General features: G+C 67.5%; 19 protein-coding genes and 1 pseudogene. 10 read left to right on the plus strand and 10 right to left on the minus strand.

Annotation, left to right across the window (positions count from 1 at the left end; all coding sequences use genetic code 11):
* Positions 1–22: 22 nt before the first annotated feature.
* Positions 23–838 carry a molybdenum cofactor biosynthesis F family protein gene (locus tag PCA10_RS08135; protein WP_016491577.1) on the minus strand — a complete coding sequence of 272 codons (816 nt, stop codon included), beginning with the start codon at positions 836–838 and terminating at the stop codon, positions 23–25.
* 160 nt (positions 839–998) lie between these two features.
* On the opposite strand from PCA10_RS08135, the gene PCA10_RS08140 reads away from it, so the two are divergent.
* A complete protein-coding gene (locus PCA10_RS08140; RefSeq protein WP_016491578.1) occupies positions 999–1,403 on the plus strand; it encodes an NUDIX hydrolase in 405 nt (134 codons plus the stop codon).
* Between the two features lie 170 nt (positions 1,404–1,573).
* A pseudogene (locus tag PCA10_RS08145) lies at positions 1,574–2,351 on the plus strand (SDR family NAD(P)-dependent oxidoreductase).
* Positions 2,352–2,363: 12 nt separating this feature from the next.
* On the opposite strand, the gene PCA10_RS08150 reads toward PCA10_RS08145, so the two are convergent.
* The gene (locus PCA10_RS08150) at positions 2,364–3,020 is read right to left on the minus strand and encodes a helix-turn-helix transcriptional regulator (protein WP_016491580.1); all 657 of its coding nucleotides are present in this window, start codon (positions 3,018–3,020) and stop codon (positions 2,364–2,366) included.
* Between the two features lie 83 nt (positions 3,021–3,103).
* A complete protein-coding gene (locus PCA10_RS08155) occupies positions 3,104–4,438 on the minus strand; it encodes an aspartate aminotransferase family protein (protein WP_016491581.1) in 1,335 nt (444 codons plus the stop codon).
* Between the two features lie 241 nt (positions 4,439–4,679).
* On the opposite strand from PCA10_RS08155, the gene PCA10_RS08160 reads away from it, so the two are divergent.
* The 3 genes from PCA10_RS08160 (at position 4,680) to feaR (ending at position 8,706) form a co-directional block, all read left to right on the plus strand.
* On the plus strand, positions 4,680–6,167 hold the full coding sequence (locus PCA10_RS08160; RefSeq protein WP_016491582.1) for an aldehyde dehydrogenase family protein: 1,488 nt from the start codon (positions 4,680–4,682) through the stop codon (positions 6,165–6,167).
* A 37-nt stretch (positions 6,168–6,204) separates the two neighbouring features.
* Positions 6,205–7,614 (plus strand): APC family permease, encoded by a 1,410-nt coding sequence (locus PCA10_RS08165; protein ID WP_016491583.1) that lies wholly within the window; start codon positions 6,205–6,207, stop codon positions 7,612–7,614.
* A gap of 141 nt (positions 7,615–7,755) precedes the next feature.
* Positions 7,756–8,706 carry a transcriptional regulator FeaR gene (gene feaR / locus PCA10_RS08170; protein ID WP_016491584.1) on the plus strand — a complete coding sequence of 317 codons (951 nt, stop codon included), beginning with the start codon at positions 7,756–7,758 and terminating at the stop codon, positions 8,704–8,706.
* Positions 8,707–8,820: 114 nt separating this feature from the next.
* On the opposite strand, the gene cra is transcribed toward feaR, so the two are convergent.
* A complete protein-coding gene (gene cra / locus PCA10_RS08175; protein WP_016491585.1) occupies positions 8,821–9,801 on the minus strand; it encodes a catabolite repressor/activator in 981 nt (326 codons plus the stop codon).
* A 202-nt stretch (positions 9,802–10,003) separates the two neighbouring features.
* Here cra and ptsP point away from each other — a divergent pair, with 202 nt between their 5' ends.
* The 4 genes from ptsP (at position 10,004) to arfB (ending at position 16,070) form a co-directional block, all read left to right on the plus strand.
* Positions 10,004–12,865 carry a phosphoenolpyruvate--protein phosphotransferase gene (ptsP, locus tag PCA10_RS08180; RefSeq protein WP_016491586.1) on the plus strand — a complete coding sequence of 954 codons (2,862 nt, stop codon included), beginning with the start codon at positions 10,004–10,006 and terminating at the stop codon, positions 12,863–12,865.
* Positions 12,865–13,821, plus strand: a complete 957-nt coding sequence (gene pfkB / locus PCA10_RS08185) for a 1-phosphofructokinase (protein ID WP_016491587.1) — start codon at positions 12,865–12,867, stop codon at positions 13,819–13,821. Before ptsP ends, pfkB begins: the two co-directional genes overlap by 1 nt.
* Entirely contained in the window at positions 13,818–15,563 is a 1,746-nt protein-coding gene (locus PCA10_RS08190) for a PTS fructose-like transporter subunit IIB (RefSeq protein ID WP_016491588.1), read from the plus strand. Before pfkB ends, PCA10_RS08190 begins: the two co-directional genes overlap by 4 nt.
* 93 nt (positions 15,564–15,656) lie before the next feature.
* Positions 15,657–16,070, plus strand: coding sequence for an alternative ribosome rescue aminoacyl-tRNA hydrolase ArfB (gene arfB, locus PCA10_RS08195; protein WP_016491589.1), 414 nt, complete (start codon positions 15,657–15,659; stop codon positions 16,068–16,070).
* A gap of 137 nt (positions 16,071–16,207) precedes the next feature.
* Here arfB and PCA10_RS08200 read toward each other — a convergent pair whose 3' ends face one another.
* From PCA10_RS08200 to phhA, 3 genes are all read right to left on the minus strand, one after another.
* Positions 16,208–17,401, minus strand: coding sequence for an amino acid aminotransferase (locus PCA10_RS08200; RefSeq protein WP_016491590.1), 1,194 nt, complete (start codon positions 17,399–17,401; stop codon positions 16,208–16,210).
* Complete coding sequence (locus PCA10_RS08205) at positions 17,398–17,754, minus strand: 4a-hydroxytetrahydrobiopterin dehydratase (protein WP_016491591.1); 357 nt, start codon at positions 17,752–17,754, stop codon at positions 17,398–17,400. Before PCA10_RS08205 ends, PCA10_RS08200 begins: the two co-directional genes overlap by 4 nt.
* Positions 17,755–17,820: 66 nt before the next feature.
* Positions 17,821–18,612: a phenylalanine 4-monooxygenase gene (phhA, locus tag PCA10_RS08210; protein ID WP_016491592.1), complete on the minus strand. Its 792-nt coding sequence runs from the start codon at positions 18,610–18,612 to the stop codon at positions 17,821–17,823.
* Positions 18,613–18,871: 259 nt separating this feature from the next.
* Between phhA and PCA10_RS08215 the strand changes: the two genes are divergently transcribed.
* Positions 18,872–20,431, plus strand: a complete 1,560-nt coding sequence (locus PCA10_RS08215; protein ID WP_016491593.1) for a sigma-54-dependent phenylalanine hydroxylase transcriptional regulator PhhR — start codon at positions 18,872–18,874, stop codon at positions 20,429–20,431.
* A 259-nt stretch (positions 20,432–20,690) separates the two neighbouring features.
* Here PCA10_RS08215 and mdtI read toward each other — a convergent pair whose 3' ends face one another.
* The 3 genes from mdtI to PCA10_RS08230 form a co-directional block, all read right to left on the minus strand.
* Positions 20,691–21,020, minus strand: a complete 330-nt coding sequence (gene mdtI, locus PCA10_RS08220; RefSeq protein WP_016491594.1) for a multidrug/spermidine efflux SMR transporter subunit MdtI — start codon at positions 21,018–21,020, stop codon at positions 20,691–20,693.
* Entirely contained in the window at positions 21,017–21,373 is a 357-nt protein-coding gene (locus PCA10_RS08225) for a multidrug/spermidine efflux SMR transporter subunit MdtJ (protein ID WP_016491595.1), read from the minus strand. Before PCA10_RS08225 ends, mdtI begins: the two co-directional genes overlap by 4 nt.
* Positions 21,374–21,763: 390 nt before the next feature.
* Complete coding sequence (locus PCA10_RS08230; protein ID WP_016491596.1) at positions 21,764–22,645, minus strand: LysR substrate-binding domain-containing protein; 882 nt, start codon at positions 22,643–22,645, stop codon at positions 21,764–21,766.
* Positions 22,646–22,768 lie beyond the last annotated feature (123 nt).

Here is a 22,768-nt window from a genome sequence, read left to right on the forward strand (position 1 = left end):
GGGGACGGGGCCGGGCGCGCGCTTACTGCGGGTATTCCGTGCGGTTGAGCACGCTGCAGTGCGAGCTCACCGGGAAGTTCGACAGCTGGCCGAAATCGCCGCCGGCATAGCCGCAGATCTTGCCGTCGCTGCGGTGGTGTTTCAGGTCGATCAGCACCAGGCCGAGGGTGGGGATGATCTTCTCGCGCCAGACGAAGAGGTAGAGCTCGTCGGCGATCTTCAGATAGTGGCAGCGGTCGGTGTCGGCCAGGCCTTGCTCGACCCCCTTCAGGCACTGCCAGCTGTAGAAGTTGTCGTTGAGGTAGATGTGCTCGTAGACCTCGCTGGGGCTGTAGCGATAGAGGTTGCGCAGGCCCACCAGCTCGCGGGTCGGGGCGTGGGGGCAGGCACCTTCTCGCCAGGGGCGGTCGATCGAGCCCTGGAGGAATTCGGCCTGCACCGTGGTCAGTTCGCCGCCGGCCAGGGCCCTGGCGAACAGGTCACCGCGCGATTCCGTCTCGCTGGGCATGCGCCCGAGCACGGCGGTGAATGCGGCGTTGGCGATATCCAGCACCAGGCTGACGGATACACAGCCTCCGTCTTCTTCCTTGAGGAAATCCACCAGGTACAGGCCTTCGCGCACCGAGGTGGCGCGGTAGGGCGCCTCGCCACCGCTGCCGTCGGCCGTGGTCCAGGCCAGCTGCTCGGTACCGAAGCGGTGCTCGATCCGCCAGCCGTTGGCGAAGTACAGCGTGAAGGCCTTGCCGGCGAGGTCCGCCAGGTTCGGCAGGATGAAGGCTTCGGGGGCGAAGCCGTCGGCCAGGGCGCCTACGGTGATCCATTCGGGTTGGGTGGTCATGGCACAGCTCCATTGGGTGGGGATGGCGCCATGTTCGGCTGGAGCGGGAGGGGGCGATATCAACCGGAAGGTGGAGGTACGGATCACGACGGCCGGATGGTTGAGGTGAGCCAGGCTTGCGTAGAATTGCCGGTCTTTTCGCAACCGGCCGGATACCCCCATGGCTTACCACGATCGCTTCCGCCTCAGCTCTCACGCTGTGATCACCAACCAGGACAATCAGGTGCTGATGCTCAAGGCTACCTACGGCGAATGCGGCTGGGGGTTGCCGGGCGGTTCCTTCGATCCGGGCGAAACCATCCACGAGGCCCTGGAGCGCGAGTGCCGGGAAGAGCTCGGCGTAAACGTGGTCGCCCATCACCTCACCGGCGTGTACTACCACAGCGCCTATGAGTCGCAGTCGTTCATCTTTCGCTGCGAACTGGCAGAACCGGCGCCCATCCAGCTCAGCTTCGAGCATTCCGAATACCGTTATTTCTCCCTCGACGAACTAAATGACATGCAGCGCCGCCGGATCGAGGATTGCCTCGGGTACGCCGGTGTGGTCTCCAGCGCCAAGTTCTGATCAGGCCATACCTCGGGATCACACGGGTTTGATGGGTTTCGCTTCGCTCGCGGAACGCCTCCCGCCCATCTGACGGAGAAGTCGGTACGTGGGAGGGGCGGTATCACCGGAAGGTGGAGCCGGCTGGACTACGCTGGTCAGACCGTTCCCACGCAAGCGAGGTGTACGCCATGCACGCAGCAAGCCCCCGGCTGCTCGACAAGGTCGCGATCATCAGCGGCGGCGCTGGTGGTTGCGGCGAAGCCGCCAGCCGCCTGTTCGCCGCCGAAGGTGCCAAGGTGGTGATCGTCGACCGCAACGGTGATGCCGCCGTGGAATTGGCCAGGCAGATCAAGGCGGCCGGTGGCGAGGGCGCTGGGTGTTGGCGCCGACGTTTCCAAGGCGGACCAGGTGAAGGCCGCGGTGGCGGCGGGGGAGGCCGCCTTCGGTGGTGCGGACGTGCTGTTCAATCACGCCGGCACCCTGATCGTGAAGCCCTTCCTCGATGTGGAGGAGGACGAGTGGGACTGGCTGATGGCGGTCAACGTCAAGAGCATGTACCTGATGACCCGTGCCGTGCTGCCGCAGATGCTCGCCAAGGGCAAGGGCAGCATTGTCTGCACCTCGTCCATCTCGGCCGAGTACGCCACCCCCGGCGAGGTGGTCTACAACGCCACCAAGGGCGCCTGCCAGATGTTCGCCAGGGCCATAGCCGTGGAGTTCCGCGACCGTGGCATCCGCTGCAACGCGGTGGCGCCGGGGTTCATCCGCACGGCCCATGGCGTACGCGAAATGAAGGAGCTGCAGGCCATGGGCGTGGACGCCAGCGAAGCCGCCATCGCGTTGCAGCAGGGGCGCCTGTGCGAGCCGGAGGAAGTGGCGCGCGCGGCCTTGTTCCTGGCCTCGGACGAGGCGTCCTTCGTGAGCGGCGCTCGCCTGTTCGTGGATAACGGTTTCTCGTCGGTCTGAGCCCGGCGCGCCTCAAGGAAACAGTCGCCGCACCAGCTCGGTCCGGCTGCGGGCGCCGCTCTTGCGGAACAGGTGGATCATGTGGGTCTTGACCGTGGCCAGGCCGAGGTCCAGCTGGCGGGCGAGGTCCTTGTTCGACAGGCCCTCGCGCAGCAGCAGGGCGATTTCCCGTTCCTTGGGGGTCAGGCCGGCCAGGGCATCGAGCTCCGCCGGGGCATCCGGCAGCCGGCGTACGGCGAGGTCCAGCAGGCCCCGCAGGCCATGGAGCCGTTGCAGTTCCTCGGCGCTGAAGGGCGCAAGGCTGTTTGTGCGCAACAGGGAAACGCCGGCCACCGGGCGCTGGCGGTCATGGGCGATGACTTCCACCACGTCGTGAATACCGTGACGGGCGAGAAAGCCCTGATAGACAAGGCGCGCGCCTCCGGCCTGGCGCGCCATGGCGTCGCCCAGCGGCACCACGGGGCGCTGCTCGTCGAGGCAGAGCGCCGGCTGCAGCGGGTCGAAATCGCGGTAGTGCGCCAGGTAGTCGCGGTGGGTTCGGGCGTCCATGCGCAGCAGCTGGAAATCCCGCGCGCGCAGCTGTTCATCCACCCGGTAGAAGGCGAAGCAGGAGGCCGGGACCACCTGGCTGAAGGCGATGAGGCACTGCTGGCCGAAGTCCTGTTGCATAGCGTGCTCCAAATGCGCGAGGGCGCAGCATGGCCGCGCCCTCCAGAGGGGGCAACGAAGTATCGCCGACGTGCAGTAGATCCTTATCGGGCCTCTTGGAAGCCGATGGCGAGGGCGTTGACGATGGTATCCAGCTGCTCCTGCTCGATCACCAGCGGCGGCGAGAGGATGATCTTGGTGCCCACCGGGCGTACCAGCACACCGTTGGCGCGGGCGATCTCGGCAACCCGGTTGGCGTAGCCGCCCATGGGGTCGATGGGCTCGCGGGTGGCTTTGTCGCTCACCAGGTCCAGCGCCACCATCAGGCCCTTGCCGCGCACCTCGCCCACGGCGGCGAAGCGCTCGGGGAAGGACGTCAGGCTCTCCAGCAGGTGCTGGCCCTGCTTGGCGGCCCGGGCCGGCAGGTTTTCCTTTTCGACGATGTCCAGGTTGGCCAGGGCGGCGGCGCAGGCCACCGGGTGCCCGGAGTAGGTGTAGCCGTGCATGAGCGCGCCGGTGAAGTCGCCGTTGCCGGCGAAGGCCTGCTCGATGCGCTCGTTGACCACGGTGGCGCCCAGGGGGATGTAGCCCGAGGAGATGCCCTTGGCCAGGCACATGATGTCCGGCTTCACGCCCCACAGGCGGCTGCCGAACATGGAGCCGGCGCGGCCGAAGCCGGTGACGATCTCGTCGGCGATCAGCAGCACGCCGTACTTGTCGCAGACCTTGCGGATCAGCGGCCAGTAACTGGCCGGCGGCACGATCACGCCGCCGGCGCCCTGGATCGGCTCGGCGATGAAGGCGGCCACGGTGTCCGGGCTCTGGAACTGGATTTCACGCTCCAGCAGGTCGGCGCAGATCTGCGCCAGCTCTTCCGGGTCCTGGCTGTAGGGGTTGCGGTAGAGCCACGGTGTGTCGACGTGGAAGCATCCCGGCAGCAGCGGCTCGTAGTTGCGGCGGAACACGGTGTTGCCGTTCACCGAGGCACCGCCGAAGTGGGTGCCGTGGTAGCCCTGGCGCAGGGAAATGAACTTGGTGCGGTCGGCCTGGCCCTTGAGCTTCCAGTACTGGCGGGCGAGCTTGAGGGCGGTTTCCACCGCGTCCGAGCCACCGGAGCTGAAGGCCACGCGGCGCATGCCTTCGGGCTCCAGCATGGCGATCACCTTGGCGGCCAGTTCCTCCGCGCGGGGGTGGCTGATGCCGTCGAACAGCTGGAAGTACTCCAGCTCGTCCAGCTGGGCGGTGATGGCCGCCTTGATCTCCTTGCGGCCGTGGCCGACGTTGACGTTCCACAGGCCGGCCACGCCGTCCACCAGGCGGTTGCCCTTGTCATCGAAGACGAAGCAACCCTCGCCACGGAGGATGCGGATGGGCTCGCGCTGCTTCATTTCGTTGGGGTGCAGCATGGGGTGCCAGAAGGCGCTGTCGCGGGTGGTCATCTGAAAACTCTCCTCTAGGGCAGCGGTGCGAGCTGCGTGGCTGCATTTGTGCCCGAAGCCGCCGGCGAATACTTGCACCTGCCTGCCAGCGGGTTTGGCTTTTCCTGCCAGCGCGACTGGCAGCCATTGGCAAGTCCCCCGGCAGCCAGGATCAAGATCGCGCCCCGGGGCAGGGCGCAGAGTGCCACTCGACTATCCGAGACACCGGCCACCCGCTGGCCGAGCGAGAAGAGGAATCGAGATGAGCATTGCCCTTGACCCCCGTGTGGCGGCCTTCGTCCAGGCCCGCCATGGCCTGTTGATCGACGGCCAGTCGCGTCCTGCGCTGTCCGGCAGCGAGATGCCGGTGCACAACCCCGCCACCGGCGAAGAGCTGGCGCGGGTGGCGGTGGCCGGCAAGGCCGACGTGGACCAGGCGGTGGCCGCCGCACGGCGCGCCTTCGAGGGTAGCTGGGCGGCCCAGCGTCCGGCCGATCGCGAGCGTCTGCTGCTGAAGCTGGCGGACCTGCTGGAGGCCCACGGCGAAGAACTGGCGCAGCTGGAAACCCTGAACAACGGCAAGTCGATCAACCTGTCGCGGGCCGTCGAAGTGGGTGCCGGGGTCGAGTACACCCGCTACATGGCCGGCTGGGCCACCAAGATCGAGGGCAAGAGCCTCGACCTCTCCATCGGCGCCATTCCCGGCGGCAAGTTCCGCGCCTACACGGTGCCGGAGCCGGTGGGCGTGGTGGGGGCCATCGTGCCGTGGAACTTCCCGCTGATGATGGCCCTGTGGAAGATCGTGCCGGCCCTGGCCTGCGGCTGCACCATTGTGCTCAAGCCCGCCGACGAAACCCCGCTCACCGCCCTGCGCCTGGGCCAGCTATGCCTGGAGGCGGGCATCCCCGCCGGGGTGGTGAACATCGTCACTGGCATCGGTGCTGAGGCCGGCGCAGCCCTGGCGGCCCATCCCGGCATCGACAAGCTGGCCTTCACCGGCTCCACCCCGGTGGGCAAGCTGATCGGCCATGCGGCCGTGGAGAACATGACCCGCTTCACCCTGGAACTGGGCGGCAAGAGCCCGGTGATCGTGCTCGACGACAGCGCCCTGGACAGCGCGGCCGCCGGTGCCGCAGGGGCGATCTTTTTCAACCAGGGCCAGGTCTGCACCGCCGGCTCGCGCCTCTACGTGCAGCGCAAGTCCTTCGACCAGGTGCTGGAGCGCCTGCATGGCATCGCCGGCTCCCTCGCCATCGGCCCCGGCCTGGACCCGGCCGCGCAGATCAACCCGTTGATCTCCGCCAAGCAGCAGCGCCGGGTGCTGGGCATGATCGACAGCGCCCGCGCCCAGGGCGCCAGCGTCATCTGCGGCGGCGCGGCCCATGGCGAGCGGGGCTTCTTCGTCAAGCCGACGGTGATCGCCGACGTGCGTCCGGACATGCAGGTGGTGCGCGAGGAAATCTTCGGCCCGGTGCTGGTGGCCACGCCCTTCGACGAGATCGACGAAGTGGTCGGCCTGGCCAACGACAGCCCCTATGGCCTGGCGGCGAGCATCTGGTCCAACGACCTGAAACAGATCATGGGCCTGATCCCGCGCCTGAAGGCCGGCACCGTCTGGGTCAACGCCCACAACCTGCTCGACCCGTCCATGCCCTTTGGCGGCTTCAAGCAGTCCGGCATCGGCCGCGAGATGGGCCATGCGGCCATCGAGGCCTTCACCGAGAACAAATCCGTGTGCATCGCCTATTGAGCGATGCCGTAGCGCATCCCCCGTGAGGAATACAAGAATGAACAAGACCTCCACCAATGGCCTCGGCATGACGGTTCCGGCAGCGGCCGGCGAATCGGCCCGGCCGGCGAAGAAACCCCTGGGCTTCGCCACCATGATCGCCATCTGCATCGGCGTAGTGGTGGTGCAGGGCGCGATGATGTCGGCGCTGCAGGGCCTGGGCTTTGGCGGGCTGGGCTTCATCGCCGCCTTCACCGTCGCCTTCATCCTCGCCCAGTGCTACGTGCAGAGCTTCGCCGAGCTGTCGCTGATGTTCCCCCAGGCGGGCACCCTGGCCACCTACACGCAGAAGGCCATCGGCCATTTCCCGGCCATAGTCGCGGTGTTCGCCGGCTATGTGATCGTGGCCATGTTCGGGCTCTCCGCCGAGTTGCTGCTGGTGGATGCGATCCTCGACAAGCTGTTCCCCGGGGTCTTCCCGGCAACCCTGGTACCGCTCGCCATCCTGGTGGTGCTGGCGGGGCTGAACATCCTCGGCACCGATGTGTTCGCGCGGCTGCAGAACGTCTTCACCTTCGCCATGGTGGCTGCCCTGCTGCTGGTGGGTGTGGCGGCGGTCGGTGGGCTGGCCGAGACCCCGGCGACGGGCTTCGTGCCCGACGTGAACTGGGGCTGGGACGGCATCCTCGACGGCAGTTTCATCGGTCTGGTGGCGCTGGCCATGTGGCTGCTGGTGGGGGCGGAGTTCATCTGCCCGCTGATCGGTGAGGTGCGTCGGCCGGAGCGCGACATCCCGCGTTCGATGATGCTCTCGCTGGCCATTACCTTCAGCCTGTTCGTGCTCTTCTGCATCGGCGCCAGCCGCTACCTGTCGGTGGAGACCCTGACCACCTCGCCGCTGCCCTACCTGGACTACGTGTTCGCGGTATTCGGCAAGGGCGCGGTGATCATCGCCACGGTGATGGCCCTGACCGCCACCTGCTCCACCGTCAACACCGTACTGGCGGCGGTGCCGCGCATGCTTTGCGGCATGGCCGAGAACGGCCAGGCCTTCCCGCAGATGAAGGTGCTGCACAAACGCTTCGGCACGCCGTGGATGGCCATCGTCTTCATGACCATCATCATCGCCCTGCCGTTCCTGCTGATGGGGCCGGACTCGATCATCACCCTGCTGATCGCCGCGTCCACCAGCTGGTTGCTGGCCTACATCATCGCCCACGTCAACGTGATGGTTCTGCGCCGCCGGCAACCGGACCTGCCGCGTCCGTTCAAGTCGGCCTTCTACCCGCTGCCGCAGGTCGTCGGCATCCTCGGCATGGGCTATATCGCGCTGAACAATTCGCCGTCGCCGGAGATGACCCAGACCGTCTACCTGCTCACTGGTGCGGTGCTCGCGGTGGTGGGGGTGATCGCCTTGCTGTGGGTGAAACTGGTGATGAAGCGCAAGCTGTTCGAGCCGGATATCTGAGCCTCGACATCCAGTACCAAGGGCCGCCATGCGGCCCTTTTTCGTTGTTCCCGGAGGGTGGCTTGCCGGTATTTGGTTAACATGTTAATTATATCGACATAACGACAAGGCCGGCATCAAGCCCGCTCCCGGAGGTGTCCGATGGTTGCCCCAGCTATCCGCTCCAACGATTTCGATTCTTGGCTCCGTTCGCTGCAGGGTGTCTGCGGCCGCTTCGAGTCGCGTCCGGCCCTCAGTCACGGGCTGTTCATCGGCGAGATCGCCCGCCAGGACCTCTCCGGCCTGGAGGTGGCGCAGATCCGCACCAACGCCGGCAGCATCCGCCGCCAGCGCACCTCCATCGACCATGACGACGACCGTCACTGTTTCCTGATCGTGCAGCGCAGCGGCCGCGCCCAGTTGCGCCAGGGTGGTGAATTCATCGAGCTGGCGCCGGGGGAAATGGCCCTGATGGATTCGGCCAGCGCCTGCGAGATCCTGCCCCTCGGCCTGATCGAACACGCCTCCTTCCATCTGTCCCGGGAGGCGGTCTGCCGCCACCTGCCGGCTGGCCGGCCGACCTTCGGCAAGCTGTCCCAGCAATGCGCCAGTGGCCGGGTGCTGCGTAGCCTGGTGGAGCAGATCAGCGGCGGCGAACTGGATCACTGCGCCGGCCTGGAGGAGGGCGATGCCCTGCAGGAAGCCCTGATCGCGTTGCTCGCGCCGACCCTGCGGCAGCAGGCCGGGCAGACCACCAGCGAGCTGGACGGCTCGCACAATGCCGGCCTGCGCAGCCTGGCCCAGCAACTGATCGACCAGTCGTTGTCGGAACCCGGCCTGACACCGCTGTCCCTGGCCCGGCAACTGAACATCTCGGTACGCCAGCTCTATCGCCTGTTCGAGGAGCAGGGCGACAGCGTCTGCCGCTTCATCCAGCGAGCCCGCCTCAAGCGCAGTGCCGCCGATCTCAGCAATCCGCGCCTGCGCAGCGAGTCCATCACCGACATCGCCTTCCGCTGGGGCTTCACCGATTCGGCGCACTTCAGCCGCACCTTCAAGAAGCATTTCGAGCAGTCGCCCCGGGACTACCGCGCCAGGGCCTTCACCGGTTGAGACTCACTGCTTTTGTAGGATGGGTCGGGCGGCGTTCCGCTGAGGAACGAAACCCATGCTGCCCGCTCGGAAACGATGGGTATCGCTCCGCTCAACCCATCCTACGTACTGCTCCTACCGCTCCTTGAGGCGGCGCGCCACGCCACGCACGCCGGGCTCGTAGATATCCCGCTCCACCGCGTCCAGGGCCAGGGCCAGCACCTGCTCGGCGATCAGCTCGTGCTGCTGGTACATGGAGTTCACCGGCAGCGGCAGGAAGTCCAGCAACTGGGTGTCACCGAAGGTGCCCACGCGCATCCCCTCGGGCCAGTCGCCCGCCTCGCGCAACGCATCGAGTACGCCGGCCAGCAGTACATAGGCCGTGGTGATCAGCACATCCGGCAGATCGCCCCGTCGCAGCAGCTCCGTCATCAGGCGTTCGCCGCAGGCGCGGCTGAAGTCCTCGCCCTGGAGTTCCAGCACCTCGCAGTGCAGCCCCGCCAGGGCATCGTGGAAGCCCGCGCTGCGCTCGGCGCTGATGGGCAGGTCCGGCCGCGCGCCGAGCAGGGCGATGCGTCGGGGCACGGGGTCGAGCAGGCTGCCGGTGAGCTGCTGGCTGGCCTGGCGGTCGTCGCTCACCACCGTGCAGAAACGCGCGGGGTTACGCACCCGGTCCACGGCTATCACCGGCAGGCCTTCGTCCAGCAATTGCTCCAGGGCGTCGTCCTGGGGCGGCAGGCAGCTGGCGACTATCAGGGCGTCGCAGCGTCGCGCGCGGAACAGCTTGAGCAGTTGCCGTTCACTTTCCGGCTCGTCGTCGGAACTGGCGATCAGCAACTGGTAGCCCCGCGTCCGCGCACCTTGTTCCAGCAGCTTGGCCAGGCGCGCGTAACTGGGGTTCTCGAGGTCCGGGAGGATGAAACCCAGGGTGCGCGTCTGCCGGCTGCGCAGGCCAGCCGCCTGCGGGTTGGGCTTGAAACCATGTTCGTCCACCACCGCCTGCACGCGCTCCACGGTCGCCGGGCTGATGCGCTTCTGCGCGGCCTTGCCGTTGATCACGTAGCTGGCCGTGGTCACCGACACACCGGCCAGGCGGGCGATATCGCTGAGTTTCAAGTTGACGACTCCTGTTATGCGGATGTGTTTCATCGGGCGGACTTCAAGAATCGAAGATTATCGAGTAACGTGCCAAGACAGATTAGTGAAACGATTCAGCAAGCGTTCTGTCTAGGCTACACCCAATCGATCCGCGATGGGGCACGCTGCTGATGGCGGGTGATAACGACAAGAAGGGCGCAAGGCCCGGAGAGGTGATGCGATGCTCGAACTGACCGCAGGGCAGATTTCCATGGGCCTGGTCGCGGCGGACAAGGCCGGCGCGTTGCGGATGCTCGCCGAGCGGCTCGAAGGCGATGGGCTGGTGGCGGCGGGCTACCTCGCCGGTCTGGAGGCTCGCGAAGCCCAGGGCTCGACCTTCCTCGGCCAAGGTGTCGCCATTCCCCATGGCACCCCCGAGACCCGCGACCTGGTGTTCGACACCGGCGTGCGCCTGTTGCAGTTCCCGGAGGGAGTGGACTGGGGCGGCGGGCAGATAGTCTATCTCGCCATTGGTATCGCCGCCAAATCCGACGAGCACCTGCGCCTGCTGCAGCTCCTCACTCGCGCCTTGGGTGACGCCGACCTCGGCGGCGAACTGCGCCGCGCGCAAACCCCGGAGCAGATCCTCCAGCTGCTGCAGAGCGCTCCTCGGGAGCTGGCTCTGGACGACCAACTGATCGGCCTCGGCATCGCGGTGGAAGACTACGACGAGCTGGTGGTGCAGGGCGCCCGCCTGCTGCGCCGCGCCGACTGCGTGGAGCGCGGGTTCGCCGCCGCCCTGCTGCAGGGCGAGCCGTTGCCGCTCGGCGACGGCCTCTGGTGGCTGCACAGCACCCAGGGGGTACTGCGCCCCGGCCTGGCCTACCTGACCCCGGAAAAACCCCTGCGCCACCAGGACCAGCCAGTGAACGGGCTGTTCTGCCTGGCCAGCCTGGGCGATGCCCACCAGGCGCTGCTGGAGCGTCTTTGCACCCTGCTCATCGAAGGCCGTGGCCGTGAGCTGGGGCGCGCCACCCAGCGCCGCGCCGTGCTCGAAGCCCTGGGTGGGGAAACCCGGCCCGACTGGCCCAGCCTGCGCCTGCCGCTGGCCAACGCCCATGGCCTGCATGCGCGACCGGCCAAGGAGCTGGCGCTGCTGGCCAAGACCTTCGACGGCGAGATCCGTCTGCGCCTGGCCGACAGTGGCGTCGCGGCCGTATCCGCGAAGAGCCTGAGCAAGCTGCTGAGCCTGGGCATCCGCCGGGGCCAGGTGATCGAAATCATCGCCGAACCGGCCATCGCCGAGGCCGCGTTGCCGGCGCTCAAGGCAGCCATCGAGCGGGGACTGGGGGAAGAGGTGGAGCCGCTGCCCGCCGAAGCGGCGACGCCGCTGATCGAGGAGCCGCAAGCGCAACCCATTGCGCCGCCGGCCCCCGGCAGCACGCTGCAGGCGGTGCCCGCGGCCCCCGGCATCGCCATGGGCCCCGCGCATATCCACCTGCACCGGGAGCATGACTATCCGCTGCGCGGCGAATCCCCCGGCGTGGAGCGCGAGCGGCTGCAGCACGCCATCGGCCAGGTGCGTGGCGAGATCGAGGCCCTGGTGTTGCGTAGCGAGGCCAAGGCCATCCGCGAGATCTTCACCACCCACCTGGAAATGCTCGCCGACCCGGAACTGGGCGACGAGGTGGATGCCCGCGTCAAGCAGGGCGCCAGCGCGCCCGCCGCCTGGATGACGGTGGTGGAAAGCGCCGCCGCCCAACAGGAGAGCCTCCACGATGCTCTGCTCGCCGAACGCGCCGCCGACCTGCGGGACATCGGCCGCCGCGTGCTGGCCCAGCTCTGTGGGGGCGAAGACGCACCGGAGCCGGACGAACCCTACATCCTGGTGATGGACGAGATGGCGCCCTCGGACGTGGCGCGCCTGGACCGCGAGCGGGTCGCCGGCATCCTCACCGCGCGCGGCGGCGCCACCGCCCACAGCGCCATAGTCGCCCGCGCCCTGGGCATTCCCGCCCTGGTGGGGGCCGGGGCGGGCGTGCTGTTGCTGGCTCCGCGCACAGCCTTGCTGCTGGATGGCCAGCGCGGTCGCCTGGTGGTCACCCCGGATAGCGAACAGGTGCAACGCGCCCGGCAGGAACAGGAAGGTCGCCAGCGGCGCCTGCAACTGGCCGATGCCCACAAGCTGGAACCGGCCCTGACCCGCGACGGCCAGCGGGTGGAGATCTGCGCCAACCTGGGCGACTGCGCCGGCGCCGCCAAGGCCGTGGCCCAGGGTGCCGAAGGCGTGGGGCTGCTGCGCACCGAATTCATCTTCATGGCCCACCCCCAGGCGCCGGACCTGGCGACCCAGGAGGCCGAGTACCGCCGCGTGTTCGACGCCCTCGACGGCCGCCCGCTGGTGGCCCGCACCCTCGACGTGGGCGGCGACAAGCCCTTGCCCTACTGGCCGCTGCCGGAGGAGGAGAACCCCTTCCTCGGCGTGCGCGGCGTACGCCTGACCCTGCAACGCCCGCACCTGATGGAAACCCAGCTGCGCGCGCTGATGCGCGCGAGCGACGGCCGGCCGCTGCGGATCATGTTCCCCATGGTCGGCACGGTCGAGGAGTGGCGCCAGGCCCGCGACATGGCGCTGCGGGTGGCGACGGAGATTCCCCAGGCCGACCTGCAACTGGGGATCATGGTCGAGGTGCCGTCGGCGGCGCTGATCGCCCCGGCGCTGGCCCGCGAGGTGGACTTCTTCAGCATCGGCACCAACGACCTGACCCAGTACTGCCTGGCCATCGACCGTGGCCACCCGACATTGTCCGCCCAGGCCGACGGCCTGCATCCGGCGGTGCTGCAACTGATCGACCTCACCGTGCGCGCGGCCCATGCCCAGGGCAAGTGGGTGGGGGTTTGCGGCGAGCTGGCCGGCGACCCGCTGGCGGTACCGCTGTTGGTGGGGCTGGGGGTGGACGAACTGAGCCTGTCCGCCGGTGGCATCGCCGAGGTCAAGGCGCGGGTACGCGAGTTCAGTGCGTCGGCGGCCCGTGAACTGGCGCAGGCGGCCCTGGCCCTGGACAGCGCGGCGGCGGTGCGCGAACTGGCGGAGCACTTCTGATGGCACGCATCCTCACCCTCACCCTGAACCCTGCCCTGGACCTGACCCTGCACCTGGAGCGCCTGGAGCCCAGCGCGGTGAACCGCAGCCTGGCCCAGGTCAGCCATGCCGCCGGCAAGGGCCTGAACGTGGCCCAGGTACTGGCCGACCTCGGCCACCAACTGACCGTGAGCGGCTTTCTCGGCGCGGACAACGCCGACGCCTTCGAGGCGCTGTTCGCCCGGCGCGGCTTCACCGACGCCTTCGTCCGCGTGGCCGGGGAGACCCGCAGCAACATCAAGCTGGCCGAGGCTGATGGCCGTATCACCGATATCAACGGCCCGGGTCCACTGGTGGATGCGATGGCCCAGGTGGATCTGCTGATGCGCCTGGAGACCCTTGCCCCTGGGCACGATCTCGCGGTGGTGGCCGGCAGCTTGCCCCGAGGCGTCGAGCCGTACTTTCTGACCGACCTGATCACGCGTCTTCAGGGCCACGGCCTCAAGGTGGCCCTGGACACCAGCGGCGAGGCCCTGCGCGCCGGCCTGCTGGCGACGCCCTGGCTGATCAAACCCAACGTCGACGAGTTGGCGGATATCTGCGAGCGCGACCTGGCCAGTGTCGAGGCCCAGCGGGAGGAGGCCAGGCAATTACGCGCCATGGGCATCGAACACATCGTCATATCCCAGGGCGCCGACGGAGTGAACTGGTTCGGCCCCGGCTTCGCCCTGCATGGCCAGCCGCCCCGGGTCAGCGTGGCCAGCACGGTGGGCGCCGGCGATTCCCTGCTGGCCGGCATGGTCCATGGCCTGCTCAATGGCTGGTCGGCGGCGCGCACCCTGCGCCTGGCCACCGCCATCGCCGCCCAGGCGGTGACCCAGGTGGGCTTCGGCATCCAGGATGCCGCGCAACTGCAAGAGCTCGAAGGCGCCGTCGACGTCCAGGCGCTGCCAGAACAACAAGAGGTATCCCGATGAAACTCGCCCTCGTCACCGCCTGCCCCAATGGCCTGGTCACCAGCGTGCTCTGTGCGCGCCTGCTGGAGGCCAGCGCCCAGCGCCTGGGCTGGAGCACCAGCGTCGAAATCGTCGACCCGCAGCACCCGGAGCAGCAGCTCTCCGCTGCCACCCTGGACGCCGCCGACTGGGTGCTGGTGGTCCGGAGCGGCGAGCTGGATCTGTCGCGCTTCGCCGGCAAGCGCCTCTTCGTCGCTACCCCCGCCGAGGCCTTGCAGGATCGCGAGGCGTTCCTCCTGCGCGCGGCGGTCGAGGCGCGGGAACAGTTGGCCGAGGTAGCGCCCGCCGCCGTCGCGCGTCCGCGCATCGTTGCCGTCACCGCGTGCCCCACGGGGGTCGCCCACACCTTCATGGCCGCCGAGGCGCTGAAGCAGGCGGCGCAGCGCGCGGGCATCGAGCTCGCCGTGGAAACCCAGGGTTCGGTGGGGGCGCGCGACCCGTTGGACGCCGCAGCCATCGCCGCCGCCGACGTGGTGCTGCTGGCCACCGATATCGAAGTGGACACCGCACGCTTCGCCGGCAAGAAGGTGTTCCGCTGCGGCACGGGTGTCGCGCTCAAACAGGCCGAGGCCACCTTGCGGCGTGCCCTGAGCGAGGGGCAGCCGCTGCAAGCCAGGGCCGGTGGGGAAGGGCAGGTGGGCCAGGCCAAGGCGGAACCCAAGGGTGCCTACAAGCACCTGCTCACCGGGGTTTCCTACATGCTGCCGATGGTGGTGGCGGGCGGGTTGCTGATCGCCCTGTCCTTCGTCTTCGGCATCGAGGCGTTCAAGGAACAAGGAAGCTTCGCCGCGGCGCTGATGCAGATCGGCGGCGAGGCGGCGTTCAAGCTGATGGTGCCGCTGCTGGCGGGCTACATCGCCTATTCCATCGCCGATCGCCCCGGTCTTGCGCCAGGCATGATCGGCGGCCTGCTGGCCAGTACCCTGGGGGCCGGTTTCATCGGCGGCATCATCGCCGGCTTCCTCGCCGGGTATTCGGCGCGGGCGATCAACCGCCACCTGAAGCTGCCTCAGAGCGTCGAGGCGCTGAAGCCGATCCTGATCATCCCGCTGCTCGCCAGCCTGTTCACCGGCCTGGTGATGATCTACGTGGTGGGCCAGCCGGTGGCCGGCATGCTCGCCAGCCTCACCCACTTCCTCGACAACATGGGCACCTCCAACGCCATCCTCCTCGGCCTGCTGCTGGGCGGGATGATGTGCGTCGACCTCGGTGGGCCGATCAACAAGGCGGCCTATGCCTTCTCCGTGGGCTTGCTGGCGTCCCAGAGCTACGCGCCCATGGCCGCCACCATGGCGGCCGGCATGGTGCCGCCCATCGGCATGGGCCTGGCCACCCTGCTGATGCGCCACAAGTTCGCCCAGAGCGAGCGCGAGGCCGGCAAGGCGGCGCTGGTGCTGGGGCTGTGCTTCATCTCCGAGGGGGCCATTCCCTTCGCCGCCAAGGACCCGCTACGGGTGATCCCGGCGAGCATCGCCGGCGGCGCCCTGACCGGCGCCCTGTCGATGTACTTCGGCTGCAAGCTGATGGCACCCCACGGCGGCCTGTTCGTGCTGCTGATCCCCAACGCCATGAACCACGCACTGCTCTACCTGCTGGCGATAGTCGCCGGCAGCCTGGTGACCGGGGTGATCTATGCCCTGCTCAAGCGCGGTGCTGAGCAGGAGATGTTGCTGGGGACACAGCGCGCGGAAGGAACCTTGTAGGATGGGTCGGGCGGCGTGCCGCGAGCGGAGCGAAACCCATGCTGCGGATTGATGGGTTTCGCAAGCTCTACCCATCCTACGGATGCTTTTCCCATGCTTGTCATCTCCAGCAACGTCGAGCTGCCCGACGACGAAATCGAACTCACCGCCATCCGCGCCCAGGGGGCGGGCGGGCAGAACGTCAACAAGGTGTCCAGCGCGCTGCACCTGCGCTTCGACATCAACGCCTCGAGCCTGCCTGACTTCTACAAGGAGCGCCTGCTGGCGCTGCGCGACAGCCGCATCACCGCCGAGGGCGTGATCGTCATCAAGGCCCAGCAGTACTGCACCCAGGAGCAGAACCGCGCGGACGCCCTGGAGCGCCTGGCGGAACTGATTCGCAGCGTGGGCAAGGTGCAGAAGGCGCGCCGGCCCACCAAGCCCACCCTGGGCTCGAAGAAGCGGCGCCTGGAAGGCAAGGCCAAGCGTGGGGCGGTGAAGGCGGGAAGAGGAAAGGTGGATTACTGAGAGAGGCGGGATGTGGGGGCGAATTCATTCGCCAAGTCCGTAGGTTGGGCTGAGCTTGGCGAAGCCCAACGATCCAGGCACGCTGCGCGCGCCTTGTTGGGTTTCGCTGCGCTCTACACCAACCTACGAAGACAAGGTCAGCAGACCGCCGAGATGGCTTTCGCCAGATCGTCGATGCGGCTGAAATCCAGCCCCGCGACATTGGCCCGGCCAGTGCCGACCATGTACACGCTGAACTCCGCGCGCAGCCGCGCCACCTGCTCGGGCGTAAGGCCCGTGTAGGAGAACATCCCGCGCTGCTCGCCGATATGCGCGAAGCGCTCGGCCAGGCCGTAGGGCTGCAGGGCGTCCACCAGGCCGCGACGCAGCTCGGCGACGCGGCTACGCATGGCCTCCAGTTCCGCGACCCATTGGGCCTTGAGCGTGGCCTCGCCGAGGATGGTGGCGACCACCGCGGCACCATGGGCGGGCGGGGTGGACCAGAGGTTGCGGGCCAGGAAGGCCAGCTGGCTGCGCACGTCGGTCAGCTTCTCGCTATCGCTGGCGCAGACGATCAGCGCGCCGGTGCGTTCGCGGTAGAGGCCGAAGTTCTTCGAGCAGGAGGTGGTGACCAGCAATTCCGGCAGTGCCTCGGCGAACAGGCGCACGGCCCAGGCATCCTGCTCCAGGCCGTCGCCGAAGCCCTGGTAGGCGAAGTCGATCAGCGGCAGCAGCTCGCGGCGTTTCACCACGTCCAGCACACGGCGCCAGTCGTCCGCACCGAGGTCGAAGCCGGTGGGGTTGTGGCAGCAGGCGTGGAGCAGGACCACATCGCCCACGGGCACCTGATCCAGGGCGGCCAGCATGGCCTCCACATCCAGGCGGTTGGCCGCGTCCACATAGGGGTAGTGGTGCACGGCAAGGCCGACGCCGGCGAAGATGGTCTCGTGGATCGGCCAGGTCGGGTTGCTCAGCCAGATGCCACGGCCCGGCAGCTTGTGGGCGATGAACTCCGCCGCCAGGCGCAGGGCGCCGGTGCCGCCGGGGGTCTGGGTGGCGCCGGCGCGGCCCGCCGCTTCCAGCGGGTTGCCGATGCCCAGTACCAGGTCCAGCAGCAGGCGGCCGAAGGCGGCGTCGCCGTGGCCGCCGACGTAGGTCTTGGTGGTTTCGGTATCCACCAGGCGCTGCTCGGCCAGCTTCACCGCATGGGGAATGGGCGTCAGGCCGCGGGCGTCCTTGTACACGCCCACGCCCAGGTCGAGCTTGGCGGGATTGGGGTCCAGCCGGAACGCATCCATCAGGCCGAGGATGGGGTCGCCCGGCACCCGCCCAACCTTGGCGAAATGGCTCACTTACGGCCCTCGGCGGTTTCCGCCACGCGGTCGGTGCGGGCCGACATGATGAAGTCGTTGCGGTGCAGGCCCTTGGCTTCGTGGCTCCACCAGGTCACGGTGACCTTGCCCCACTCGGTGAGCAGGGCGGGGTGGTGGCCTTCTTCCTCGGCAATGGCGCCAACGGCGTTGCTGAAGGCCAGGGCGTAGCGGAAGTTCTTGAAGCGGAATTCCTTCTCCAGCTGCATCACGCCATCACGGACTTCGATGTTCCAGTCGGGGATTTCCTTGATCAGCACGGCCAGTTCTTCGTCGGACACCATGGGGGCGTCGGCACGGCAGGCTTCGCAATGGGCTTGGGACAGGGCGGTCATTTTTGTTCTTCCAGAATGGGGTTCGTGGGGAGGGTGGCTGGAGCAGCCACCATTCGCAGGTTCTGTTCAGGCCGCCTTCGGCTTCGGCGGGAATTTCGGCGCGTGCAGGCCCATGGTCATGGCCTTGTGCACCAGCGCCATGATGTCCTCGTGGGCCAGGTCGAACAGGCGCTTGAGGTCCGGCAGCACGAAGTACAGCGGTTGCAGGATGTCGATGCGGTACGGCGTGCGCATGCATTCCAGCGGGTCGAAGGCCTGGTGTTCGGGCTCGCCAGACAGAGCGTAGACGGTCTCCTTGGGCGAGGAGAGGATGCCGCCGCCGTAGATGCGCCGGCCCTGGGGGGTGTCCATCAGGCCGAACTCGATGGTCATCCAGTACAGGCGGGCGAGGTAGACGCGCTCTTCCTTGCTCGCCTTGAGGCCGAGCTTGCCGTAGGTGTGGGTGAACTCGGCGAACCAGGGGTTGGTGAGCAGCGGGCAGTGACCGAAGATCTCGTGGAAGATGTCCGGCTCCTGCAGGTAGTCCAGCTCCTCCGGGGTGCGGATGAAGGTGGCCACCGGGAATTGCTGGCTGGCCAGCAGCTCGAAGAAGGTCTGGAAGGGGATCAGCGCCGGGACGCGGGCGACGCGCCAGCCGGTCGTGGCCTGGAGCACCTTGTTGATCTCGCCCAGCTGCGGGATGCGATCGTGGGGCATGCCGAGCTTTTCGATGCCGTCGAGGTATTCCTGACAAGCGCGGCCCTCGATCACCTTCAACTGACGGGTGATCAGGGTGTTCCACACCTGGTGCTCGGTTTCCGGGTAGTGGATGAAACCGTTTGCATCGGGTTCACGGGCCACGTACTGCGTCGCTTTCATTCGGCCTCCTGGCGGCGGGGCTTCGTTGTTGTGTTGCCCTATGGATAGCGCACCCGGAGGCGGGAAGCAGCAGGGGCCGGGCTCGCGCGGGCCGTGGATGGTCGGTCATCTCGTAAGGATTTCTTTACGGTTTGGCGCGGGCGGCCAGGAATCGCCTTGTCGCTGCGGCGAGATGTCACATATTCTTGACGAAAAAAGTGGGTCGAGAACGGATTCTTCTCGCCACAACCCAAGGAAAAACTCGACCCAGGGGTGCCTGATGCGTATCAAAGTCCATTGCCAGAACCGCGTGGGAATCCTGCGCGACATCCTCAACCTGCTCGTCGACTATGGCATCAACGTCAATCGCGGCGAGGTGGGCGGGGACCAGGGCAACGCCATCTACCTGCTCTGCCCGAACCTGATCAACCTGCAACTGCAGTCCCTGCGACCGAAGCTGGAAGCCATTCCCGGCGTGTTCGGCGTCAAGCGCGTGGGCCTGATGCCCAGCGAGCGCCGCCATCTGGAGCTGAACGCGCTGCTCGGTGCGCTGGACTTCCCGGTGCTGTCCATCGACATGGGCGGCTCCATCGTCGCCGCCAACCGCGCCGCCGCCCAATTGCTCGGCGTGCGGGTGGACGAGGTGCCGGGCATTCCCCTCGCGCGCTACGTGGAGGACTTCGACCTGCCGGAACTGGTGCGTGCCAACAAGGCGCGGATCAACGGTCTGCGGATCAAGGTCAAGGGCGACACCTTCCTTGCCGACATCGCGCCGCTGCAGTCGGAACACGATGAGAGCGAAGCCCTGGCCGGCGCCGTGCTCACCCTGCACCGCGCCGACCGGGTCGGCGAGCGCATCTACAACGTGCGCAAGCATGAACTGCGTGGCTTCGACAGCATCTTCCAGAGTTCCAAGGTGATGGCCGCGGTGGTGCGCGAGGCCCGGCGCATGGCGCCGCTGGACGCGCCACTGCTGATCGAAGGCGAGACCGGCACCGGCAAGGAGCTGCTGGCCCGCGCCTGCCACCTGGCCAGCCCGCGCGGGCAGTCGCCGTTCATGGCGCTGAACTGCGCGGGCCTGCCCGAATCCATGGCCGAGACCGAGCTGTTCGGCTACGGCCCCGGCGCCTTCGAAGGCGCCCGCCCGGAAGGCAAGTTGGGTCTACTGGAGCTCACCGCCGGCGGCACCCTGTTCCTCGACGGAGTGGGCGAGATGAGCCCGCGCCTGCAGGCCAAGCTGCTGCGCTTTTTGCAGGACGGCTGCTTCCGCCGGGTGGGCAGCGACGAGGAGGTGTACCTGGATGTGCGGGTGATCTGCGCCACCCAGGTGGACCTCTCCGAACTCTGCGCCAAGGGTGAATTCCGTCAGGACCTCTACCACCGCCTGAACGTGCTGTCGCTGCACATCCCGCCGCTGCGCGAATGCCTCGACGGCCTGCCGCCCCTGGTGGAGCACTTCCTCGATTCGGCCAGCCGGCAGATCGGCTGCGGCCTGCCCAAGCTCGCGCCGCCGGTGCTGGACAAGCTCGGCCACTACCACTGGCCGGGCAACGTGCGGCAGCTGGAGAACGTGCTGTTCCAGGCGGTTTCCCTGTGCGATGGCGGCACCGTACGCCCCGAGCACATCCGCCTGCCGGACTACGGTGCGCCGCAGCCCCTGGGGGACTTTTCCCTGGAGGGTGGGCTGGACGCCATCGTTGGCCGCTTCGAGAAAGCCGTGCTGGAGCGGCTCTACCTCGAACATCCGAGCAGCCGCCTGCTGGGCAAGCGGCTCGGTGTGTCCCATACCACCATCGCCAACAAGCTGCGCCTTCATGGCCTGGGCAAGGACGACTCGTGAGCAGGTCCTTAGACCTTCGTTCAATGGCGGGGAGGGGGCTTGGTGCGTAAAAAGGGTCTTGTCTGAATCTTGCGTGATGCGGACACAAGCGTTTCTGACATTCCTCTCCCGGAATGATTGGGCGGGCGACCAACAGGTCGCCCCTTTTTTTGCCCGCAATTTGGCAGCGGGCTGCAGTAAGCCGAAGAAGCAGGATGGGACGGGCGGCGTTCCGCGAGCTTGCGAAACCCATCGGCGGTGCTGCATGGCGCTCGTCAGGTTACGCCAGCTTCAACAGCCCCATCCCCACCAGCAGCAAGCCCAAACCCAGCCAGCCACGGCCGGCCAGACGCTGTCCGAACAGGGCCCAGCCCAGGGCCACGGTGGCGAGGATGCCGAAGCCGCCCCAGATGGCATAGGCCAGCGACAGGTCGATCCCCCGCACTGCCTGGGTCAGGGCAGTGAAGGCCGCGAGTATGCAGAGCAGCGAGGCCACGCCGGGCAGTCGGCGGCGGAAGCCGTCGGAATACTTCAGCAGTACGTTGGCCAGTACCTCCAGGACAATGGCCAGGCCCAGCCAGGCGAAGTGGATCCAGGTCACGCCGTTCATGCCAGCACCTCTTGGCCACGGGCCTCGGGGGCGGCGCGGGTGCCGGACTTGATCAGCAGGATGCCGGCGATCATCACGGCCAGGCCAAGCGCCTTGTACAGGCCGATGCTCTCACCCAGCCAGGTGACGCTGATCGCGGTGATCAGCACGATGCCGATGCCTTCCCAGAGGGCGTAGGCAACGCCGACAGGCACGCGCTTCACGGCCAGGGCGAGGAAGTAGTAGGACAGGCCGATCAGGCTGTACATCAGCAGCAGGCCGAGCACGGGGGCGTGTTCGGCGGCGAATTTCATCGAGGTGGTGCCAACGACCTCGAAGAGGATCGCGGCAAGCAGATAGAACCAGGAACGCATGTTGCCCTCCCATGGGCATGCAGGGCCCTTCACCCGGTGGGGCGAATGAGGCGAATGCAGGAAGTCCAGGCCATGGCGCGCAGGACGCGGCCAGGGCGTATGGCGAGGGGAGGGGCTAGAGGTCGCCGGTCCAGTGGCGCTCGCGGGAGGCCAGGCGGTCGAAGTGGAAGGGGTGAATCGTTGCGTTCAACATAATGAACGCAATATTAGCCGCGCTCATCGGGTAAAGGCAAATTCAGGCGCTGTGATGGCTTGTCGCGGGCTGTGGTGTGTTCGTTATTTCGTTCAGTCGGCCCTGTCGGCGAGGACCGTAGGATGGGTCGGGCGGCGTTCCGCGAGCCGCGAAACCCATCGCATCTGCTTGATGGGTTTCGCTTCGCTCTACCCATCCTACGAGACCTCCCGGCTCAACCAATCGAAGAAGGCCTTCACCGGCGGATGCCGTTCGCGGCCCGGCACGCAGAGGGTGGAGTAACCGGCGCCGGCCACGCTGACCTCCGACCGGTAGGGCGCCAGCAGGCCGCTGGCGAGGCTTTCCGACACCAGGATGGAGCTGGCCAGCACCAGGCCCTGGCCGGCGATGGCGGCCTGCAGGGCGTAGTGCTCCTCGTCGTACTCCCGCTGCGGGGCTATTTCCAGCAGGTGATCCTCGCCCGCCGCCTGGCACCAGGCCTTCCAGCCCAGCTCGTAGAGCAGGGCGTTGCGCCAGCGCACGGTGATCAGTGTCGGCAGGTTGTCGCCGAGGTTGGCCACCAGTGCGGGCGCGCCGTAGACGCCGAAGCGTTCGTCCAGCAGGCACTGGCTGTGCAGGTTGGGGTAGTCGCCCATGCCGTAGCGGATCACGCAGTCGACGCTGGCGTCCTGGTGCAGGTCGATCAGCGTGTTGCTGGTATCCAGGCGCACGTTGATTTCCGGGTGCTCGGCGTAGAAACGGCCAAGCCGTGGGATCAGCCAGAGCGCGGCGAAAGCCGGCGTGGTCGAGAGGGTCAGGTTGCCGCTGCTGCGTTGCGGGCGCAGTTGGTCGAGGGTCTGGGTGACGTCCAGCAGGGCGCCGTGGAGGCTGCCGAACAGGCGCTGGCCGCAGTCGGTCAGGCGCACCCTGCGTGGCAGGCGCTGGAACAGCGGTACCCCCAGCCAGCTTTCCAGGCCGCGAATCTGGTGGGACACCGCCGTGGGGGTCACCGCCAGTTCCTCGGCCGCCGCCTTGAAGCTGGACAGGCGCGCGGCGGATTCGAAGGTGCGCAGGGCGGTGAGGGGCAGGCTGGAGAACATGCTAACTCCACTGGTGAAATGAATTCATCCAAATGAACTAATGCTCATTTGTCCCGGATGGCTGGCGTAACTAGATTAGCGCTTGAGTTTCAGCCAATTGAAGTGCTTCTGGAAGCACAGCCA

The organism is Pseudomonas resinovorans NBRC 106553, from assembly GCF_000412695.1.
Classification (GTDB): Bacteria; Pseudomonadota; Gammaproteobacteria; order Pseudomonadales; family Pseudomonadaceae; genus Metapseudomonas; species Metapseudomonas resinovorans_A.